Consider the following 17,812-nt stretch of genomic DNA (forward strand, 5'->3'; position numbering starts at 1 on the left):
ATGCCATGGTAGAGCATCGGGACGTGGGGACACTAGAAGAGCGCACCCAACGCCACGAGCGCCACGCCGGGAAGCAGGCAGGCGAGGTCCACGGCCGAGAAGGGATAGCGCTTGTAGGAGGACTCCCTGCCCCTGAGGTAGAAGCCCCTCTCCTCCGCGGCGAGCGCCGTGTCGTCCGCGCGGGCGACCGAGGAGATGAGCAGGGGGGCCGCGAGCGGGAGCATGAGGCGGAGCCTGCGGAGGGGGTTGGGCGTGTCGAAGTCCACGCCGCGCGCGGTCTGGGCCTCCACGATCTTGGCCATCTGCTGGGAGAAGATCGGCACGAAGCGCAGGGCCGTGGTGATGGTGAAGGCATAGCGGTAGGGCACGTGCAGAACCTCGACGGTGGCATTGGCGAGGTCGGTGAGCCTCGTGAGCGAGAGCATCATGACCAGCGGGAGGGCGAAGGCGACCAGGCGCAGGGCCACGTGCGCACCGCGGTCGAGGCCCTGGTCGGTGACCCAGAGGAAGAGCGGGGTGCCGGAGCGCACCACCACGGTCTGCACGAGGAGCATGAGCGCGCCGAGCGAGAGGAAGCCGGCGAGGAGCGCGAGGGTGCGCCTCAGGATGCCCGCGTAGGCCCCCAGGGCGACCAGGAAGAGCAGCACCCCGAGGAGCATGCCGTAGCCTTGCGCCAGGAAGGTCGCCACGCAGACGCAGACGGCGAGGACAACCTTGGTCACGGGGTTCGCGCGATGCAGCAGGGTCGTGCCCTCGGAGTAGTCCAGCACGGACGACATCTAGCCCACCAGCCCTTCCGTCACGGCGACGATGTCATGGACCTCGGTGACGCCCTCGTACCCGCGAGAGACGTCGGCCGAGAGCCTGCGGGCGAGCTGGGTCACCTGCGGGGCCGCGACGCACGCGCGCGCGAGCAGGCTCTCGTCGGCGAAGACCTCACCCGGGAGGCCGTCGGCGAGCACCCGCCCGTCCGCCATGACCACGACCCGGGTCGCGAAGTCGGAGACGACCTCCATGTCATGGCAGACCATGGCCACCGCGCAGCCCCTCGAGCGGGCCACCTCGACCGCCTCCATGACGGTCATGCACTCGCGGTAGTCGAGCCCGCTCGTGGGTTCGTCCAGGATGAGCACCTCGGGGTTGGTGACCACGACGGAGGCCAGGGCGACGATCTGCCTCTGCCCACGTCCCAGCGAGAACGGGGCGGCCTCGGCGGGAAGCCCGAAGTGCTCGACGCAGTCGCGCGCGCGGGAGAGCGCCTCGGCGTCGGACGTCCCGAGGAGCTGGAGGCTGAAGGCGACCTCCTCGACCACCGTCTCCTTGCAGATCTGGCGGTCGGGGTCCTGGAAGAGGGTCGAGACGTGCTGCGCGATCTGGCTGGTGCGGGCACGGGAGGTGTCGAGCCCGGCGATGGTGACGCGTCCGGAGGAGGGCTTGAGGAGGCCGTTCATGAGCTTGGTCACGGTCGTCTTGCCGGCGCCGTTCTGCCCCACCACGGCCACGAGCTCCCCCGGGCGCAGCTCGAGCGAGACGTCCTCGACGGACGCCGTCCCACCCGGGTAGCTGAAGCCGACGTGGTCGAACGTGAGCATGGGGTCGCTCGCGAGCTCGAGGGCCGTGGGCTCGCCGTGCCTGCGACCCCCCTCAAGGCGCAGGGGAGGCCGAGTGGCCGCCCGCGCCAGGGAGCCCCTCTCCCCCACCACGCGCGAGACGAGCGCCGCCGCCTCGCCCACCGTGAGGCTCACGTCCCCCTCGCGAGCGAGTCCGCGGCTCCTCAGGAGGTTGGACACGCGCGTGACGCGCGGGCTGTCGACCCCCATGCTCCTGAGCTCCTCGGAGTGGGAGAAGACCTCGCGCGGCGAGCCGAGGAGGGCGAGCCTCCCCTCCCTGAGGACGGCGACGTGACGACAGAACTCGCAGAGCAGGGCCACCTTCTGCTCGACGACCACGACGGTGATGCCCTCGCGCCGGTTGAGCTCGCGCAGGGTCTGGAACACCATGAGGGAGGAGGCGGGGTCAAGGGCCGCGGTGGGCTCGTCGAGCACCATCACCGAGGGACGTATGGCCAGGATGGCTGCGATGGCGAGCTTCTGCTTCTGGCCGCCCGAGAGCGTGGCGACCTCTCGGTGGAGGAGCCCGGAGATGCCGCAGGTGGCGAGCGCTTCGCCTATGCGGCCGGGAATCTGATCGTGGGGCACGCCGAAGTTCTCGAGGCCATAGAGCATCTCGTCCTCGACGCTCGAGGCGACCATCTGGGCGTCGATGTCCTGCAGGACGGAGCCCACCTTGCGCGAGACGTCGGTGAGCCCCACTTCGCAGCTGTCCATCCCGCAGACCGTCGCCACCCCCCTGAACTCGCCGGCGAAGTGATGCGGAACGGCACCGGAGAGGACCGAGCAGAGGGTGGTCTTGCCCGCGCCGGAGGGCCCGATGACGCCCAGGAAGTCGCCCGGGACGATGTCCAGGCAGAGGTCGTCCACCGCCGGGGAGCCTCCCCCCTCGTAGGTGAACGAGACCCTGTCCAGGCTGACGAGGGGATTTGTGGGACCTTGCTGAGACACGCTACCTCCAGAGCCGGCTTCGCCTGCATGACTGCGCCCGGGCGCTGGCGGGCGCTCGGGCGATGGTGACGGTCGGGCGACTAGCGCTTGGCCGCCTTCTTGAGCGGGAGATACAGTACCTGCACGATGACGCAGTTCGCAAGCGCGGTGCCGAACACGACGGGAAGCATGGCGACGACGGACGAGGGCGCCGCACCCAGCACGACGACGGTTGCGACCGTGGCGAAGATGAGGCCGGAGACCGTGGTGGTCACGAAGGCACCCACGAGGGGAAGGACGCCCGCGGACCCACGTCGCGCCACGGCCTGCGCGAACAGGAACATGATGACACCGCCAGGGATGTCGCAGAGGTACTCGAGGCCGGGGACGGACGTCGTGAGCTGGATGACGGTGGCCGCCAGGACGCCGATGAGCACCGACTGGGGAAGGCTGGGCCTCAGGATGAGGATGGCGAGGCAGTAGGCGGAGATGACGAACTCCGGCTGGATGCCCGTGATCGCGAGCGCCTTGCCCACGGTGATGTTGAGCACGAAGCCCGCCGCCATGAGGATGGCGAGGAGGACGAGGGAGGCCACGTCGAGCTTGCCGGCCTTGTCCTGCGCGCTGCTGACGAAGGTGCGGGGTGCGTTGTTGTTCTCTGCCATGGTCTCGTGAGTCTTTCTCTTGTTGGGATGGCCTGGTTCCGCGCGGCTACCGGCGGTGCGACGCGCGCGTGACGACGGGAGCGAGGAGCTGGACGACGACGGCGTTGAAGGCGGCGGTGCCCACGACGATGGGGAGCTTGACGAGGGTGGTCGCCATGCTCGCCCCCATGACCACGTTGCCCAGCGTAGCAAACAGCAGTCCCGAGACGAGCGTGGCGACGAAGGCTGCGATGAGGGGCATCTCCCTGCCCTTGGAAAGCGCGCTGCCCGCGAGCAAGGACATGGCGAGCGCGCCCATCGACTCCGTCACGAAGTTGAGGCCGGGGATGGAGGTCGTGACCTGGCACACGACGGCCGAGAGCAGCCCGAGCACGACCGCCTGGGGATGGCTGGGCCTGGTAGCGACGATGGCGAGGCAGTAGGCGGCGATGATGAACTGGGGCTTGATGCCGACGATTGCAAGGGCGTTGCCCAGGGTCATGTTGAGGATGAACGCGGCGGCGAGGAGCGTGGCGAGAAGCATGAGGGAGGAGATGTCGAGACCAGCCCCACTGGGGATGGGGCGTACGGTCCTGACCTCGGGGTTCTGAGTGGACATGGTGTTCTCTCCTTCTGACTTTGCTTCTTTGCTGGAACGGAAAAAGGGACCCCCGGTCAACCCGGGGGTCCCTGCTCGGTTGCTATGCGGCAGTGACGCGACTCAGAGTCGACCGGACGAGACGAGGGCCTGCCACCACCAGTTCCTGCGAACGACGCTCTGCTTGCTGCTGGACATGGCTTCCTCCCATCGCTTGGTCTGGACTGCTGGATGCAACCCTATCGCAGCCCTTGCGCGCGGGGACACACGGCTGCGATGCCGTTTCAATGCCGAAACAAAGAAGGGACCCCGAAGGGTCCCGAGGGATGCGGTGCTAGGCGGTGCGGACGTGCACGTAGTGCTTCGCGCCCTTGGTGAACTCGACGGTGCCGTCGGCGAGCGCGAACAGGGTGTCGTCCTTGCCGCGACCGACGTTCTCGCCGGGGGTGATGTGGGTGCCGCGCTGGCGGACGATGATCTGGCCAGTCTTGATGGCCTGGCCGCCATAGATCTTGGTGCCGAGTCGCTGCGCGTGGGAGTCGCGACCGTTCCTGGAAGAGCCCAGACCCTTCTTGTGAGCCATTGTGATACCTGCCTATCTAGTCAAGGGAGAGAAACTGTGTGCCGGGGTGGCTACTCCTCAGTGGAGGCCGACTTGGCAGCCTCGCCGGCCTCGCCGGGGATGGCGACGACCTGGAGCTTGGTGAGGTTCTGGCGGTGACCCTTGGTGCGGTGGTAGCGCTTGCGCTTGTGGAGCTTGAAGACGATGACCTTCTTGTCCTTGAACTGGTCGACGACCTCGGCGGTGACCTTCTGGCCCTCGAGGGTGACAGCGTCAACGATGGTCTTGGTGCCGTCATTGATCATGAGGACATCCAGCTCGACCTTGTCGCCAGGCTGCGCGTCAAGCTTCTCGACATCGATGATGTCGCCCTTGGCAACCTTATACTGCTTGCCACCAGTGGTAACGATTGCGTACATGTGTTAGCCCTTCATACTGGTCCTAGTGCAACAGTCGTACATCTTACTAGCGAATACCTGCTCGGTCAACAGAAAGTATGGGTTCACACGCCGACCACGACAGCGGACCCCGCCTGCGCGAAGCTTACTCCCCGGGACCCGGCGCGTCCAGCCCCGAGGCGCCGCCACCCCATCGCGCACGCCGTTTCGCACGCCTTCTCCGGCAGGCACGCTCCAACGCACGGTCGTGCTTGCGTTTGCCCAGTTGGGCAGCGGCCCGCCTGTGCGCAAGAGCGTACGGGACTCGCGGCGCGTGCGTTGGCGCGTGGGCAACATGCAGAGAACGCGTTGGCGCGTGGATGGCGGAGCGGGGCGAGAGGGCCACGCCTGCAATGCCTACTCCCAGGGGCCCAGCGCGTCCAGCTTCGAGCCGTCGTCGCCCACGTGCCACTGGGCCTCCCGGGAGACCCTGAGCGAGGGAGGGCGGAGCCCCATGAGGCGGAAGGCGGCGTCGAGCAGGACGGCAGGCCTGAGCGACGCCTCGTTGGTCGCATGCGTGACGATGGCGAGCTCGCGGCCGCCCGCGTCGACATCCCAGTCCCTGAGGGCGCTGCCAAGGTCGACGACCTTGCGCCTCTCCCCCCTGAGGTACTCGAGGCTCCCCCTGGACCGCAGCTCGCCAATCGCGTCGCCGAGCTGAGCCGGCACCGCCTCCCCCAGGAGCTCCACCCTCCAGAGCGAGTCGGACAGCCATGCCTCGAGCGCGGGAAGCCGGTGCGGCACGTAGCAGAGCGCCTGCGGGGCGAGGCCGGCGGGGGTCGCGGCACGCAGCGCCGTGAGCGCCTCCCCCTCCCCCACGCGATCCGTGAGCAAGAGGTCGAAGTACTCGCCCCTTGACGACGCCCCCACCGGCAGCGCCTGCGAGAACTGCAGCCGGATGCGACGCGCGAAGCCGTTGCCCACGGCAAAGGGCAGGCCGGAGCGCCTGACGGAGCGGTTGATCGTCGCCAGGACCTCCAGGTGGCCCAGGTAGGCGAGGCGGCCGTCCTTGCCGTAGCGGACGCGCAGCCTGTGCTGCTCTGCCCTACTTGCCATCGCGGACCCCCTCGATGCGGTTCGAGACCGCCAACGTGGGACAGACCCCGCAACCCGTGCAGCTCTCCATGGTGCAGTCGGCCGTGGTGACGCCCGCGGCGGCGCGCCTCCACTCCCTCTTGAGGAAGCCCTTCGAGACGGCAGGAGAGGTGTGGTCCCATGGCAGGCGCTGGTCGAGCGACATCGGGGCCGAGGTGACGCCCTCGAGCGAGACGCCGACCTCCCGACCCGCGTCGAGCCAGCGCTGGAAGTCGAACTGGTCGGTCCACGCGTCGAAGCGGCAGCCATGCCTCCAGGCGGCCATGACCAGATCGAAGCCGGCGCGTCCCATCTTCGAGAGAACCGCCTCCACAAGGGAGACGTCGGCGTCGTGGTACGAGACCTTGATGTCCCTGTCGTGCGTGAAGGCGAGGAGGAGCCGCTGGCGGCGGATCACCTCGTCACGGCCGAGCTGCGCGGACCATTGGAAAGGCGTGTGCGCCTTGGGGACGAATACCGCGACCGAGATGGAGACCGAGACCCCGCTCTTGTAGCCCCTGCCCACCACCTCGCGACCGATGTCGAGGACGCGTTGGGCGACGGAGGCTATGCCCACGACGTCCTCGTCGGTCTCGGTGGGAAGCCCCATCATGAAGTAGAGCTTCACCCGCCTCCAGCCGACCTCGAAGGCGTTGCGGGCGGCGAGCTCGATGTCCTCCTCGCTCACGTTCTTGTTGATGACGTCGCGCAGGCGCTGGCTGCCTGCCTCGGGGGCGAAGGTGAGCCCTCCCCTCCGGGCGCCACCCACCTCCGCCGCCATCTCGACGCCGAAGGAGTCGAGTCGCTGCGAGGGAATCGAGACGTGCACGCCGCTGCCGGCGAGGTCTGCGTTCAGCTGGTGAAGGATCGCCGCGCAACCGGAGTGGTCGGTGGTGGAGAGGGAGGTCAGGGAGACCTCGTCATAGCCCGTGATCGCAAGCCCCCTCTCGGCGGCCTCGACGACCTGCGCCCGGGGCCGCTCGCGCACGGGGCGGTAGGTCATGCCCGCCTGGCAGAAGCGGCAGCCCCGTGCGCAGCCCCTGAGCACCTCGACGGCGAGGCGGTCCTGGACGATGCCCATGTAGGGGACGATGGTCTGCGGAAGGGGGTCGGTCGCCGCGAAGTCGGCGACGCAGCGCTTGGTGACCACCTGGGGCGCACCGCTCCCGGGCTTGGGGACGGCGTAGCCCCAGCGCGTCGAGCGCTCGTCCACGACGACGTCATAGAGCGACGGCACGTACACGCCGGGGATGCGGGAGAGCTCGAGCAGCAGTTCCCTCCTGGCGAGGCCTCGCGCCCGGCAGTCTCGCACGCAGGCGCAGACCTCGACGATGGCGTCCTCGCCGTCGCCCAGGATGATCGCGTCGAACATGGGCGAGACGGGCTCGCAGTTCCAGACCGAGGGCCCGCCGGCGATGACGACGGGGTCGTCCTCGTCCCGCTCCGCTGCCCTGACCGCCACGCCCGCGAGGTCGAGCGCCTCGACGATGTTGGTGCAGGCCATCTCGTGGGCGAGCGTGAAGCCCACCACGTCGAAGGAGGCGACGGGCGCGGAGGACTCCAGGGAGAGCAGGGGAACTCCCGACTCGCGCATGAGGGCGGACATGTCGACCCAGGGGAGGTAGGACCTCTCGCACGACATGCCCTCCTGGGCGTTGAGGCGACGATAGAGGATCGCGAGCCCCAGGTTGGGCTGCCCCACCTCGTACACGTCCGGATAGATCAGACAGGCGTGGAAGGGGCCCTCCTGGTCCTCGCAGGGCCCCACTCGTGATCGAGGTAGCGGGTCGGCTTCTCCACGCGTGCGAGCAGGGGCTCGATGCGGTGGTAGAGGTCCTGTCTGGGAAGTCTCATGCGCGCCCCTGTCGGAGGGTCAGGTAACGGTCTTCGGCATCGCCGTCGACGACGCCGGCCCGCGCGGGACGTGAGAGGCGCTCGCGCGCGATGTCGCGGAGCCCCTCCAACGCCTGGCCGACGCGAGCGCGGGCGGAGGAGGGAGGGAGCTCCCGGGCGCCCAGGCGAAGCTCCATCGCCCGTGCCGTGGCGACGGTGCCCGCGTACCCCACGCCGGCCTTGAGGGCCCAGCCCATGCCGGGGACGAGCCCCACGAGGGCTCGCGCGATGGCGCGGTAGAGGAAGCCCGCCCCCAGGACGCCCGCGAGGTCGGCCACACGCTCGAGGCGCAGGGGACGGCCGCAGGCGGCGGCGATGTCCAGGGCGAGCTTGGCCTGGCTCGCCGTCATCACCGGGAGGTCGGCGCCGGGGAGGATCCCCACCGCCCCGACGGCGGCGTTGCCCAGGGCGCAGGCGCGCACGAGCTCCCTCACCTTGGCGGCGCGACAGAAGGGGAAGTTGGCGGCGAGGGCGATGCCCTTCTCCCCGCAGGCCCCGACGGCCCACGCGGCGATGGCGTCGCCCAGGGCGTCGTCGTTGGCGCCCGCTACGTAGCTCACGAGGTCCGTCGGCTCCATGGCCCCCTCGGCCCGGTCGAGCACCGACTCCACGGCGATCGCGACGGGCACGCCGCGCCCCGCGATGCGCCTGGCGGCGGCGAGCGCCGCAGGGGCGTCCGCGCCGGCGAGCACGAGGGCGCAGTCGGTCCCGGGGGCAGGCTCCTCCCCCAGGGGAAGGACCTCCACGTGGCCGCCGGGAAGCTCCGGGACGAAGCGGCTGCGCACGCAGGAGACCACGGACGGCGGGGCGTCGCGGGCGACCACGACGCCGACGCGCACGCCCTCCGAGCGCTTGCGCTCGCTCTGCCTGCCCGCCCCCAGGATGTCGGCGACGTCGCCGACGCTGACCCGCTTCTTGCCCGCCATGCCCACGCTCCCGTGCTCGGAATTTGACGTACTGCCAAGTGCCCCGACGAGTCGACCCCTCCGGAAGGCTAGCTCACCTTGGTCCGATGGTGCCACACGGACTGCACCATGCCCACCGAGACGAGCTGGGAGACCATGGAGGACGAGCCAAAGCTGATGAAGGGCAGGGGGATGCCCGTGATGGGCATGATGCCGATGCACATGCCCACGTTCTGCAGCAGCTGGAACGACCACATGGTGGCCACGCCCGCCAGGATGAGCTTGCCGAAGGGGTTCTCGACCTTCTGGGCGAGGAGGATGGTGGAGAGGATCGTGACGCCGAAGAGGGCCAGGAGGGCGACCGACCCCACGAAGCCGAACTCCTCGGCGAGGAGGGCGAAGACGAAGTCCGTGTGGGCCTCGGGGAGGAAGCCCCCGGCGGCCTGGCTGGCGTTGCCGACGCCCTTGCCCAGGAGGCCCCCCGACCCGACGGCGATCTTCGCCTGTTGGAGGTTGTAGCCGTTGCCGGAGGGGTCGACCGACGAGTCCACGAACACTATGAGTCTGTTGAGCTGGTAGTCCTTCAGGACGTGCGGGAGTCCTGGCGTCATCGAGGTGGCGACCACGAGCGACGCCATGGCCACGATGCCCGCGATGGTGGCGATGACCCAAGTGCGGCGGGCACCGGAGCAGATGATCACCGACGCGCCCGTGACCAGGATGATGAGGCCCGTCCCGAGGTCGGGCTGGGTGAGGATGAGCACGAAGGGGATGGTCAGTATCCCGCAGAGCTTGAGGTAGTCTCGCAGGGACTCGATCTTGCCGTTGTACTCCGCGCCGAGGGAGGCCATGAGGAAGATGGTGACCAGCTTCGCCGGTTCGGAGGGCTGAAAGCGCAGGGGGATGAGGGGGACCTTGACCCATCCCGTCATGCCCAGGGCGGACACGCCGAGGCCGGGGACGCTGGGCATGAGCATGAGGATGACGTCGGCGACGAGCAGGGCCTTCGACATGTTTGCGAGGGCGCGGTAGTCATAGCGGTACATGCCGTAGGCCCCCAAGAGGCCGATGGCGATGCCGACGAGGTGCCGCGCGAACGACGCGTTGGCGATGGTGAGGGACGCCGACCAGATCACCACCGCACCAAAGGCCACCAGGGCGAGGGCCGAGAGGAGCTGCGGCAGGTAGAACCGACCTCCCCTCACCGGCTGGCGCATGCCACGGGGTATGAGGGCCTGGAGCTGGGCCAAGAGGCCTTGGGGCTGCTGTGCGGAAAGCGGCTGGGGCATCCTTCCTCCTCCCTAGCGCACGCCGGACGAGTCGACGGCGGTCGAGGAGTCGGGCTCCCCGTAGATCTGGCCCAGGATGTCGCGGACCACGTACATGGCGCCCTCCGAGCCGTAGCCTCCGTACTCGATGAGCGAGGCGACGACGTACTTGGGGTCGTCGGCCGGCGCGTAGGCGACGAACCAGCCGGTGGGGTTGGAGCGCGAGGTCTCGGCCGTCCCCGTCTTGCCGGCCACCTTGTGCGAGAGGTTGGTGAAGTGCGAGGCCTGGGCCTCGGACTCCTCGTAGATGACCCCCACGAGGCCGGCATGCACGAGGTCCATGTAGGAGGGGTCCTCCTGCACCTCGCGCAGCACGCTGGGCTTGTAGTCGACCACCGAGCCGGTGCCCACCGAGGACTTGACCGCCTTGAGAACGTGCGGCTGCCAGACCTTGCCGCGCGTGGAAACGCCGGCATAGGCGCAGAGCATCTGCAGCGGGGTCACCAGGAGGTCGCCCTGGCCGATGACGAGGTTGGTGTTGTCTCCGCCCTGCCAGGAGCGCGCATCGTCGTCGGCGTAGCTATAGTACTCCCACTTCCAGTCGGCGTCGGGAACGCGCCCCGCCGTCTCGCCGGGCAGGTCTATGCCCTCGTTCGAGCCCAGGCCCCACTTCCTGAACGTGTCTTGGAGCCCGTTCTTGTCGTTGGAGTAGAAGAAGCCCTTGCCGATCTCGTAGAACACGACGTCACAGGAATAGGTGATGCCCGTCTGGAGCGTCATGTCGCCGTGGCCGTCGTGGTTCCAGCAGTACTGGCCGTAGTCTTTGCCGAACCCCGTCCAGTAGCCCTCGCAGTTGAAGTGCGAGCCCATGGTGGCGATGCCGTAGTCGAGCGCGGCGAAGGTCGAGAGGGGCTTGATGGTCGAGGCGGAGGGGTACTGCCCCGCGATGGCGCGGTTGACGAGCGGGTTGTAGGAGGTCTCGGACGAGAGCTTGTCCCAGTCGTCGGTCGAGATGCCGCCCACGAAGACGTTGGGCGAGAAGGTCGGCTCGCTGGCCAGGGCGATGATCTCTCCGTTGGTGACGTCCATGGCGATGGCGCAGCCGCCGTAGCACTCGGAGCACCCCGCGTCACGCCGCGCCTTGATGTTGCGCGCGAGGGACTCCTCGGCGACCTGCTGGACGCCCGCGTCCAGGGTGAGGATGACGTCCGAGCCACTCCGCGCCTCGACGGCGCTCGAGTACGAGAGGACTTTGCCGTCCGCGTCGACGTAGACCTTCTGCTCGCCCTTGACGCCCTGGAGCACCGACTCGTACTGGTACTCCACGCCCGCCTGCCCCACCGTGTCGCCAAGCTCGTAGTCTATCGAGCCCTCGGTGGCGTTGGAGTCGAGCTGCTCCGCCTGCTCGGCGGTGATGGAGCCCGTGTAGCCCAGGACGTGGGCGGCGAGGCTCCCCTTGGGATAGAGGCGCTGGGTGCGCTGCTCGACGCTCACGCCCTCGAAGAGGTAGGGATGCTCGTCGATGTAGGCGACCACGCGGCGCGAGACGTCCACCGCGACCGTCCTGAGGTTCTGGGCGCCGGCGGAGCTGTTCTGGATCTTGCGCCTCACCGCCATGGCGGGCATGCCGATGAGGTTGGCGAGCAGGCGGACCTCGACGTCGTCGTCCGCCACGTCGCCCTTCGCGACCACGGTGAGGCTCGCCCGGTTGGTGACGAGCTCCTCGCCGTTGCGGTCGAGGATGCGCCCGCGCGGGGCGGCGACCGAGATGGTGCGCGTGCGGTTCGACTCCGCCTGGGAGGCGTAGTCGTCGCTCGATATGAGCTGCATCGACCAGAGCCGGGCGAGGAGGACCGCGATGATGGACCCCGAGAAGACGCCGAGCCCGAAGAAGCGGGTCTTGAAGCCCGTCTCGGAGGAGGTGTCCGAGCCGCCCGAGGCCTTGGGCGAGGCTCCGCCGATGTCGAAGGTGAAGCGCGCCTCTCCCCTACCCACGAGGAAGAAGCTGACGAGGAGGGCCACCAGGACCAGAGACAGGATGACTATGACGACGAGGATGGGACTCAAGGTGGCGCCTACAGGCTTCCGAGGTCGAAGCGGCCGCCGCCCTTGCCCTTGCGGCCGTGGAGGCCGCGCGAGCCGCCACCGAGCGAGAGGGGCGAGCCGCTGGAGCGCGAGCCCACGTAGGCGAAGGGCAGGAAGGCGACGGCGCTCAGGAGGAGCGTGGGAAGGGTCCTCAGGAACAGCACGTCGAAGAGCGAGCTCGCCTGCCCGACGAGGAACATGGCCAGGTGGTAGGCGAGGGTGGTGGCCGCGGCGGCGAGCAGGAAGAGGACGACCGAACCCGAGGGGTCCTCCGCGAGGCGGTTCCGCTCCTCCATGCCCATAGCGAAGGAGGCCACGGTGAGCAGGAGGGACATGAGCCCCACGGGTCCGGTGGTGCAGAGATCGAAGGCGAGGCCCGCGAGGAAGCCGCAGGCGACGCCGGTGCGCCCCCCGATCGTCAGTGCCATGTAGGCCGCGAACACGAGGGCGAAGTTGATGCGCCCGTTGCCGAGGGCGAAGTTGGGTGCCAGCGCGAGCTGGAGGACGAGGCACCCCAGCGCGAGCAGGGCGATGCTCCTGCGGTTCCTGTTGCTGTCGTTTACCTGCATGCTCGCCCCCTCACTCCCCGTCGCTCGACGCCGCGTCCGAGCCATCGGCCGAGGTGCCGGCGTCACCGTCCTTGGCCGAGCCGGCCTTCTCGGCCGCCACAGCCGTGGCCGAGCTGTCCTGCTCGTCCGCGGCCTTGATGTCCTCCGCCGTCGCCTCCTGGTCCTCGGTGAGCGAGGTGACGACGAGCACCTCCTCGAAGCCCTCCGCAGACCCCGTCCCCTCCACCGCTATCTCGTAGTAGAGGGCCCCCTCGGTCTTGTTGACGCTGATGACCTTGCCCAGGGGGAGCCCCTTGGGAAACACCCCGCCAAGGCCGCTCGTGACCACCGTGTCCCCGACGACGACGGACTGGTCGGTCGCGATGAGGGTGAGGCGGAGGGACCCGTCCGGGGACCCCGTGAGGATGCCCTGCGCCCTGCTCGACTGCACCATGGCGGAGACGGAGGAGTTCTCGTCGCTCACGAGGCGGACCGTGGAGGAGGTCGCGCCGCATTCGACGATCTGCCCGATCGCCCCCGCGGAGTTGGTCACGGGCATGCCCACGGCGAGCCCGGAGGCGCTGCCCTTGTCGATGGTGACCGTGCGGCTCCAGGAGTCCGTGGAGCCCGAGATGATGCGGGCCGCCGTGGACTGGAGCTTGTAGCTGCTCTTGAGGGCGAGAAGGTCCTGGAGGCGCGTCGCGGTCTTCTCCGCCTCCTCGAGCTGGGCGTTGCGGGTGGTGAGCTGCTCGTTCTGCTCGCGCAGCTCCTGGAGGGTCGCCTGGTCGGCCGTGAGGTTGGCGAACACGTTGCCCAGGCCCTGGAAGGGCACGGTGACGGCGGAGCCGAGGTAGCGGATGGGCATGGCGATGGTCGAGAAGCCGCCGCGCAGGGTGGTGAAGAAGCCGCCGCCCGACTCGCGCGCGCTCACCGTGAACATGACCAGCGAGAGGGCGACGAGCGCCACCATGAGACGCATGCCGGACTCGGGCTCGTTTCGCCGTATGCCGGGCGCGCCCTTCAGGCCGCCCCCCTTGAGCTGCATGGTCGCCTACAGCCCCGCGCTCTGGACGAAGCCGCCCGAGAGCGCATTGGCCTCGAGGACCTTCGCGCAACCGTTGACGACGTTCTCGAGCGCAGTCGGGCTCACGTTGACGGGCACGCCCGTCTCGTCGCGCAGGCGCTGGTCGAGGCCGCGCAGCAGGCCGCCGCCGCCCGTGAGGAGGACGCCGTAGTACATGAGGTCGCTGGCGAGGTCGGGCGGGGTGACGTCGAGGGCGTCCTTGACGGCCTTGGTCACCTCGTCGAGGGGCTTGTCCAGGGCGCGGCGGATCTCCTCGGACTCGATGCGCACGGTCTTGGGCAGGCCGCTCATGACGTCCCGTCCGTTGACCTCGACGTCAAGCTCCTCCGCCAGGGGCGCGGCGGAGCCGACCTTGATCTTGATGTCCTCCGCAGTGCGCTCGCCGATCGAGAGGTTGTAGGCGTCGCGGACGTGCTCGAGGATCGTCTGGTCGAACTCGTCACCGGCGGTGCGGATGGACTGCGAGACGACGATGCCGCCCATGGCGATCACGGCGACCTCCGTGGTGCCGCCGCCGATGTCCACGACCATGGAGCCCGTCGGGTCCTCGATGGGGAGGTCCGCGCCGATCGCGGCAGCCATGGGCTCCTCGATGAGGTAGGCCTGGCGCGCGCCGGCAGAGATCGTGGCCTCGAAGACGGCGCGCTTCTCCACGGACGTGACGCCGGAGGGGACGCAGACGACCACGCGGGGCCTGGGCGACCAGGGATAGCGACGCGTGCCGCGCGCCTTCTCGATGAAGTAGCGCAGCATGACCTCGGTGACGTCGAAGTCGGCGATGACGCCGTCCTTGAGGGGGCGCTCGGCGATGATGGAGCCGGGGGTGCGGCCGATCATGCGCTTCGCGTCGGCGCCCACGGCCAGGACGCGGTCGGCGCTCTGGTCGATGGCGACGACGGAGGGCTCGTTCAGGACGATGCCCTGCCCGCGTGCCGCCACCAGGGTGTTGGCCGTGCCGAGGTCGATGGCGAGGTCGCCGTCATATTCGCCGAAGAGTGAGTCGAGAATCGGCATTGTCTTCCTGTTCCTATCGAATGGTTACCGTGACGGTCCCAAGGTGACGCTAGTCGGTCGCGATGCTGCCGGTGGAGGTCCCCGCAGCGTCACCGCTCGTCGCGGGCTCGCCCGCAGAACCTGCAGCCGTGGCCGCGGCGTCGCTCGAGGCGCTGGTGGTGGCAGCCGTCCCCCGCTGGGAGGCGTAGGACGCGCTCACGCCGCTCACCTTCCAGCCGATGCCGTCGCGCACGAGCTCGACGGTGTAGCTCTGCTGGCCGCCCGCGGGGAGCGTGGCGGTGGCGAGGACCTTGGAGGCGGCCATGGACTGGTCCACCCCGTCTATGCTGAGCGAGCTCACGGAACCCGGCAGCACGGCCTTGATCTGGGCACGTGCCTCGTCCGAGACCGAGCCGGAGAGGTACGACGCCACGTCGCCGCCCGTCACGCCCGTGGAGAAGAGCTCCTTCACCACGGACTCCTGGGTGGGCCAGCCGTAGCCGCGCCAGTACGCGTAGCCACCGCCGGCGCAGAGGATGAGGGCGACGACGAGGAGGGCGAGCAGGAAGCGGAGGAAGGGGTGCCTGCGCTTGCGGCGCACCTTGCGCTCCTGCTGCACCAGGTCCTCTTCGCTGACCGAGAAGAAGCCGGTGTCCTCGGGCGAGGGCATGAACTCGCCGCTGGAGCCCGTCGGGTCGAGGGGGTCGTAGCCGGCGCTGCCATAGCCCGCGGCCGCGAGGAAGGCGTCCGTCTCGGAGGGGCCGCTGCCGGCGATGGCCGCGACGGCGCGCTTCGCGGCCTCGAAGGCGGCGTTGGCCTCGGGGCTCAGGGTGTGGGAGCCGTCTGCCGTGGCATGCCCGAAGGCGTCGACCGCCTCCGCCATGCGGTTGGCCGCCACGTAGGCAAGACCCAGGTCGCCGTAGATGGCGCTCTGGCTCGCGAGCGGGGTCGAGAAGTCAAGCGCGGTGCGATAGGCCTCGACCGCGTCGACCGCACGGCCCATCTGCATGAAGCAGCCGCCCAGCTCGCGCAGGCTCGAGGAGGGGTCGGGGTTGGCCTCGTCAATGGCGGCGCTGCGGTACGCGACGCCGGCCTCGCGGACGTTGCCCAGGCGCTTGTAGGCGTTGCCCAGGGCCACGTAGGCCTTGTAGGGGGTCGAGTACTGCTCGTCCTGGGTTGCCAGGGTGAGGGAGGCCACGGCCTCCTGGGGGCGGTTCGCGGCGAGGAGGGCGCGGCCCCTGTTGCAGGCGAGTGCGCCGGCATGGCCGTACGAGGCGTCGCCCAGGGCGTCCGCGTAGGCCTGGGCCGCCTCCGCATAGCGCCCGAGGCGCATGAGGCAGTTGCCCCTGAGGTGGTCGATGGTCCCGGAGACCTCGCCTGGTCCCTTGGCCGAAGAGAGTTGGGCGAGGGCCTCCACGAGGTTGCCCTGCTTGTAGGCGCTCTTCCCTGCCTCGAAAGCCTGCTGGTTCACGTTTCGCTCCTTATCGCCGCGCGCAAGGCGCCTAGTTGTCCTCGACCTCGATGCGCACCGACTCGATCACGTCACCCGCTCGGAGGGCCGAGATGACGTCCATGCCCTCCAGAGTCGTGCCGAACACAGTGTATCCCGAGTCGAGCATGTGCTGCGCGCCCAGGCAGAAGTAGAACTGCGAGCCTGCGGAGTCGGGGTCCTGGGAACGCGCCATGGCGAGGGCGCCGTCGACGTGGCTGTTGCGGGGGTTGGTGCTGTACTCCTGGCGGATGCGGTAGCCGGGTCCGCCGGTCCCGGGCATGCCGGAGGGGCCGGGCATGCCCGAGGCGACCTGCTCGGGGGTCATGTCGCGGGTGTTGGGGCAGCCGCCCTGAATCACGAAGCCCGGCACGTAGCGATGGAACTTGAGGCCATCGTAGAAGCCCGAGCTGGCGAGCTCGCAGAAGTTGGCGACGTGGACGGGCGCCCCCTCGCCGTCGAGGGCGACGCGAATCGTGCCCTTGCTGGTGGTGAGGACGGCGACCTCGCCCCCCTCGAGCTCGTAGCTGGGCGTATAGAGCGGGTCAGAGAAGAATCCCATGGCTTCAACCTCCTGGGACGCAGATGATTCGGGCTTTGGTCGGGCTCGACGGAGCGTGCGGACCATCTGCTGATTCTACCAGCAGGGGGTCCCTTTCACACATTCGGCAGAGAAGCGCGGTCAGGGGCGCGACGGGCGTTCCTTGGGCTCCCACTGGGCATAGCCCTGGTCGAAGAGTGCCTTGAAGGACTCGGCCGGCGAGCCCCCGTCGGCGCTCACGGTCGAGAGGATCTCGTCCGCGTGCTGGGAGGGGTCCTGGAACGAGACGGCCTTCGCCCAGCCGGACGACACTGCGTCCATGCGGTTGCGAAGCCAGTTGCCCAAGGTGGTGAGGTTCTGCTTGTCCTCGGCGTAGGTCCCCGAGGTCACGTCTATCTCGGACAGGGACGATATGAGGTTGCTGATGTCGATGGAGAGCTGGTCGGCGCGGGCCTTTCCGGCCAGGAGCTCGTCCGATGACGAGCTCGCGTAGCCCGAGACGAGCTCGTCCTGGCTCTGGTCGAGCCTCTCCGAGAGCTCCCCGAGCTGCCCCCAGGCGTCACCAAGCAGCCTCAGGGTGCGCTCGTCCCCGCTCTCTATGGAGCCGCTAGCCGAGCCACTCCCCGCGTCCTGCCCCTGGAGCTGCCTGACCAGGCCGGGGAAGCCGGCCATGGAGGTGTCTGCGTCCTCCTTGGCGCGGATGTCGTTGGCAGCGGGGTCCCAGGGATGCGTTATCAGCACCACTCCCCCGCCCACCACGACTAGGGCGCATGCCACGGCGAGCACGAGCACGCGCAGCCTGGGGAGTCGGTCCATCTGGGCGGAGGGCAGGGCGAGCTCCTCCTCCGAGGGGATGGCGCTCTCTATGCGGGGTATGGAGTGGGTCTCGCCCAGAGGGGACTCCTCGCCGCGGGCCTCACGGGGGGCGAGCCCGTCCACCGCCCTCGCGCCGTCGCCACACGCCGGCTCCTGCGGCATCCCGCAGGAGGGGCAGACCTCGTCCCCCTCGCCCACGAGCGCCCCGCAGTTGGGACACCAGCGGCCCTCCTGGCGCGGCATCGAGACCGTCATGCCGAGGTCGGCCCTGCAGGCGGGACAGACCGCCGAGCCGTCAGGCACGTTGGACCCGCAGTTGGGACAGATCATGGCGG

At 69.2% G+C, this 17,812-nt stretch carries 18 protein-coding genes; all 18 read right to left on the reverse strand.

Translation table 11 applies throughout. From position 1 onward, the window contains the following. Positions 1-32 precede the first annotated feature (32 nt). Complete coding sequence (locus ACMPH2_RS03130) at positions 33-779, reverse strand: energy-coupling factor transporter transmembrane component T family protein (RefSeq protein WP_417118595.1); 747 nt, start codon at positions 777-779, stop codon at positions 33-35. Continuing rightward, the gene (locus tag ACMPH2_RS03135; protein ID WP_417118596.1) at positions 780-2,561 is read right to left on the reverse strand and encodes an ABC transporter ATP-binding protein; all 1,782 of its coding nucleotides are present in this window, start codon (positions 2,559-2,561) and stop codon (positions 780-782) included. A gap of 80 nt (positions 2,562-2,641) precedes the next feature. Beyond that, positions 2,642-3,205, reverse strand: coding sequence for a hypothetical protein (locus ACMPH2_RS03140; RefSeq protein ID WP_417118597.1), 564 nt, complete (start codon positions 3,203-3,205; stop codon positions 2,642-2,644). A gap of 46 nt (positions 3,206-3,251) precedes the next feature. Then, the gene (locus ACMPH2_RS03145) at positions 3,252-3,803 is read right to left on the reverse strand and encodes a hypothetical protein (protein ID WP_417118598.1); all 552 of its coding nucleotides are present in this window, start codon (positions 3,801-3,803) and stop codon (positions 3,252-3,254) included. A gap of 313 nt (positions 3,804-4,116) precedes the next feature. Further along, positions 4,117-4,365, reverse strand: coding sequence for a 50S ribosomal protein L27 (gene rpmA / locus ACMPH2_RS03150; protein WP_009279161.1), 249 nt, complete (start codon positions 4,363-4,365; stop codon positions 4,117-4,119). Positions 4,366-4,415: 50 nt separating this feature from the next. After that, positions 4,416-4,763 carry a 50S ribosomal protein L21 gene (gene rplU / locus ACMPH2_RS03155; RefSeq protein WP_072499561.1) on the reverse strand — a complete coding sequence of 116 codons (348 nt, stop codon included), beginning with the start codon at positions 4,761-4,763 and terminating at the stop codon, positions 4,416-4,418. A gap of 375 nt (positions 4,764-5,138) precedes the next feature. Then, positions 5,139-5,837 (reverse strand): TIGR03936 family radical SAM-associated protein, encoded by a 699-nt coding sequence (locus tag ACMPH2_RS03160; protein ID WP_417118599.1) that lies wholly within the window; start codon positions 5,835-5,837, stop codon positions 5,139-5,141. Continuing rightward, positions 5,827-7,557: a TIGR03960 family B12-binding radical SAM protein gene (locus ACMPH2_RS03165; RefSeq protein WP_417118600.1), complete on the reverse strand. Its 1,731-nt coding sequence runs from the start codon at positions 7,555-7,557 to the stop codon at positions 5,827-5,829. The genes ACMPH2_RS03160 and ACMPH2_RS03165 overlap by 11 nt, the downstream gene beginning before the upstream one ends. 20 nt (positions 7,558-7,577) lie before the next feature. Beyond that, on the reverse strand, positions 7,578-7,709 hold the full coding sequence (locus ACMPH2_RS03170) for a hypothetical protein (protein ID WP_417118601.1): 132 nt from the start codon (positions 7,707-7,709) through the stop codon (positions 7,578-7,580). Beyond that, complete coding sequence (locus ACMPH2_RS03175) at positions 7,706-8,674, reverse strand: hypothetical protein (protein ID WP_062531221.1); 969 nt, start codon at positions 8,672-8,674, stop codon at positions 7,706-7,708. Before ACMPH2_RS03175 ends, ACMPH2_RS03170 begins: the two co-directional genes overlap by 4 nt. Positions 8,675-8,742: 68 nt before the next feature. Next, on the reverse strand, positions 8,743-9,942 hold the full coding sequence (locus tag ACMPH2_RS03180) for an FtsW/RodA/SpoVE family cell cycle protein (protein WP_009279156.1): 1,200 nt from the start codon (positions 9,940-9,942) through the stop codon (positions 8,743-8,745). Between the two features lie 12 nt (positions 9,943-9,954). Then, on the reverse strand, positions 9,955-11,988 hold the full coding sequence (mrdA, locus tag ACMPH2_RS03185) for a penicillin-binding protein 2 (RefSeq protein ID WP_062531223.1): 2,034 nt from the start codon (positions 11,986-11,988) through the stop codon (positions 9,955-9,957). A gap of 8 nt (positions 11,989-11,996) precedes the next feature. Further along, entirely contained in the window at positions 11,997-12,575 is a 579-nt protein-coding gene (gene mreD / locus ACMPH2_RS03190; protein WP_417118602.1) for a rod shape-determining protein MreD, read from the reverse strand. A 10-nt stretch (positions 12,576-12,585) separates the two neighbouring features. After that, on the reverse strand, positions 12,586-13,599 hold the full coding sequence (mreC, locus tag ACMPH2_RS03195) for a rod shape-determining protein MreC (protein WP_417118603.1): 1,014 nt from the start codon (positions 13,597-13,599) through the stop codon (positions 12,586-12,588). A gap of 6 nt (positions 13,600-13,605) precedes the next feature. Beyond that, on the reverse strand, positions 13,606-14,652 hold the full coding sequence (gene mreB / locus ACMPH2_RS03200; RefSeq protein WP_009279152.1) for a rod shape-determining protein: 1,047 nt from the start codon (positions 14,650-14,652) through the stop codon (positions 13,606-13,608). Positions 14,653-14,701: 49 nt separating this feature from the next. Next, positions 14,702-16,102 carry a tetratricopeptide repeat protein gene (locus ACMPH2_RS03205; protein WP_062531226.1) on the reverse strand — a complete coding sequence of 467 codons (1,401 nt, stop codon included), beginning with the start codon at positions 16,100-16,102 and terminating at the stop codon, positions 14,702-14,704. A 31-nt stretch (positions 16,103-16,133) separates the two neighbouring features. Beyond that, positions 16,134-16,682, reverse strand: a complete 549-nt coding sequence (locus tag ACMPH2_RS03210) for a peptidylprolyl isomerase (RefSeq protein ID WP_009279150.1) — start codon at positions 16,680-16,682, stop codon at positions 16,134-16,136. 120 nt (positions 16,683-16,802) lie between these two features. Further along, a complete protein-coding gene (locus tag ACMPH2_RS03215) occupies positions 16,803-17,807 on the reverse strand; it encodes a zinc ribbon domain-containing protein (RefSeq protein ID WP_417118604.1) in 1,005 nt (334 codons plus the stop codon). Positions 17,808-17,812: the final 5 nt, after the last annotated feature.

Origin of the sequence: Olsenella phocaeensis, from assembly GCF_048189965.1 — a bacterium.
Taxonomy (GTDB): Bacteria; Actinomycetota; Coriobacteriia; order Coriobacteriales; family Atopobiaceae; genus Olsenella_I; species Olsenella_I phocaeensis.

Excerpts from the sequence above, each read along its gene's own strand:
- mreD (WP_417118602.1), bottom strand. The coding sequence starts at position 12,575 with ATGCAGGTAAACGACAGCAACAGGAACCGCAGGAGCATCGCCCTGCTC.
- ACMPH2_RS03210 (WP_009279150.1), bottom strand. The coding sequence starts at position 16,682 with ATGGGATTCTTCTCTGACCCGCTCTATACGCCCAGCTACGAGCTCGAG.
- ACMPH2_RS03180 (WP_009279156.1), bottom strand. The coding sequence starts at position 9,942 with ATGCCCCAGCCGCTTTCCGCACAGCAGCCCCAAGGCCTCTTGGCCCAG.
- ACMPH2_RS03140 (WP_417118597.1), bottom strand. The coding sequence starts at position 3,205 with ATGGCAGAGAACAACAACGCACCCCGCACCTTCGTCAGCAGCGCGCAG.
- ACMPH2_RS03170 (WP_417118601.1), bottom strand. The coding sequence starts at position 7,709 with ATGAGACTTCCCAGACAGGACCTCTACCACCGCATCGAGCCCCTGCTC.
- rplU (WP_072499561.1), bottom strand. The coding sequence starts at position 4,763 with ATGTACGCAATCGTTACCACTGGTGGCAAGCAGTATAAGGTTGCCAAG.
- ACMPH2_RS03160 (WP_417118599.1), bottom strand. The coding sequence starts at position 5,837 with ATGGCAAGTAGGGCAGAGCAGCACAGGCTGCGCGTCCGCTACGGCAAG.
- mreC (WP_417118603.1), bottom strand. The coding sequence starts at position 13,599 with ATGCAGCTCAAGGGGGGCGGCCTGAAGGGCGCGCCCGGCATACGGCGA.
- mreB (WP_009279152.1), bottom strand. The coding sequence starts at position 14,652 with ATGCCGATTCTCGACTCACTCTTCGGCGAATATGACGGCGACCTCGCC.
- rpmA (WP_009279161.1), bottom strand. The coding sequence starts at position 4,365 with ATGGCTCACAAGAAGGGTCTGGGCTCTTCCAGGAACGGTCGCGACTCC.
- ACMPH2_RS03175 (WP_062531221.1), bottom strand. The coding sequence starts at position 8,674 with ATGGCGGGCAAGAAGCGGGTCAGCGTCGGCGACGTCGCCGACATCCTG.
- ACMPH2_RS03130 (WP_417118595.1), bottom strand. The coding sequence starts at position 779 with ATGTCGTCCGTGCTGGACTACTCCGAGGGCACGACCCTGCTGCATCGC.
- ACMPH2_RS03215 (WP_417118604.1), bottom strand. The coding sequence starts at position 17,807 with ATGATCTGTCCCAACTGCGGGTCCAACGTGCCTGACGGCTCGGCGGTC.
- ACMPH2_RS03145 (WP_417118598.1), bottom strand. The coding sequence starts at position 3,803 with ATGTCCACTCAGAACCCCGAGGTCAGGACCGTACGCCCCATCCCCAGT.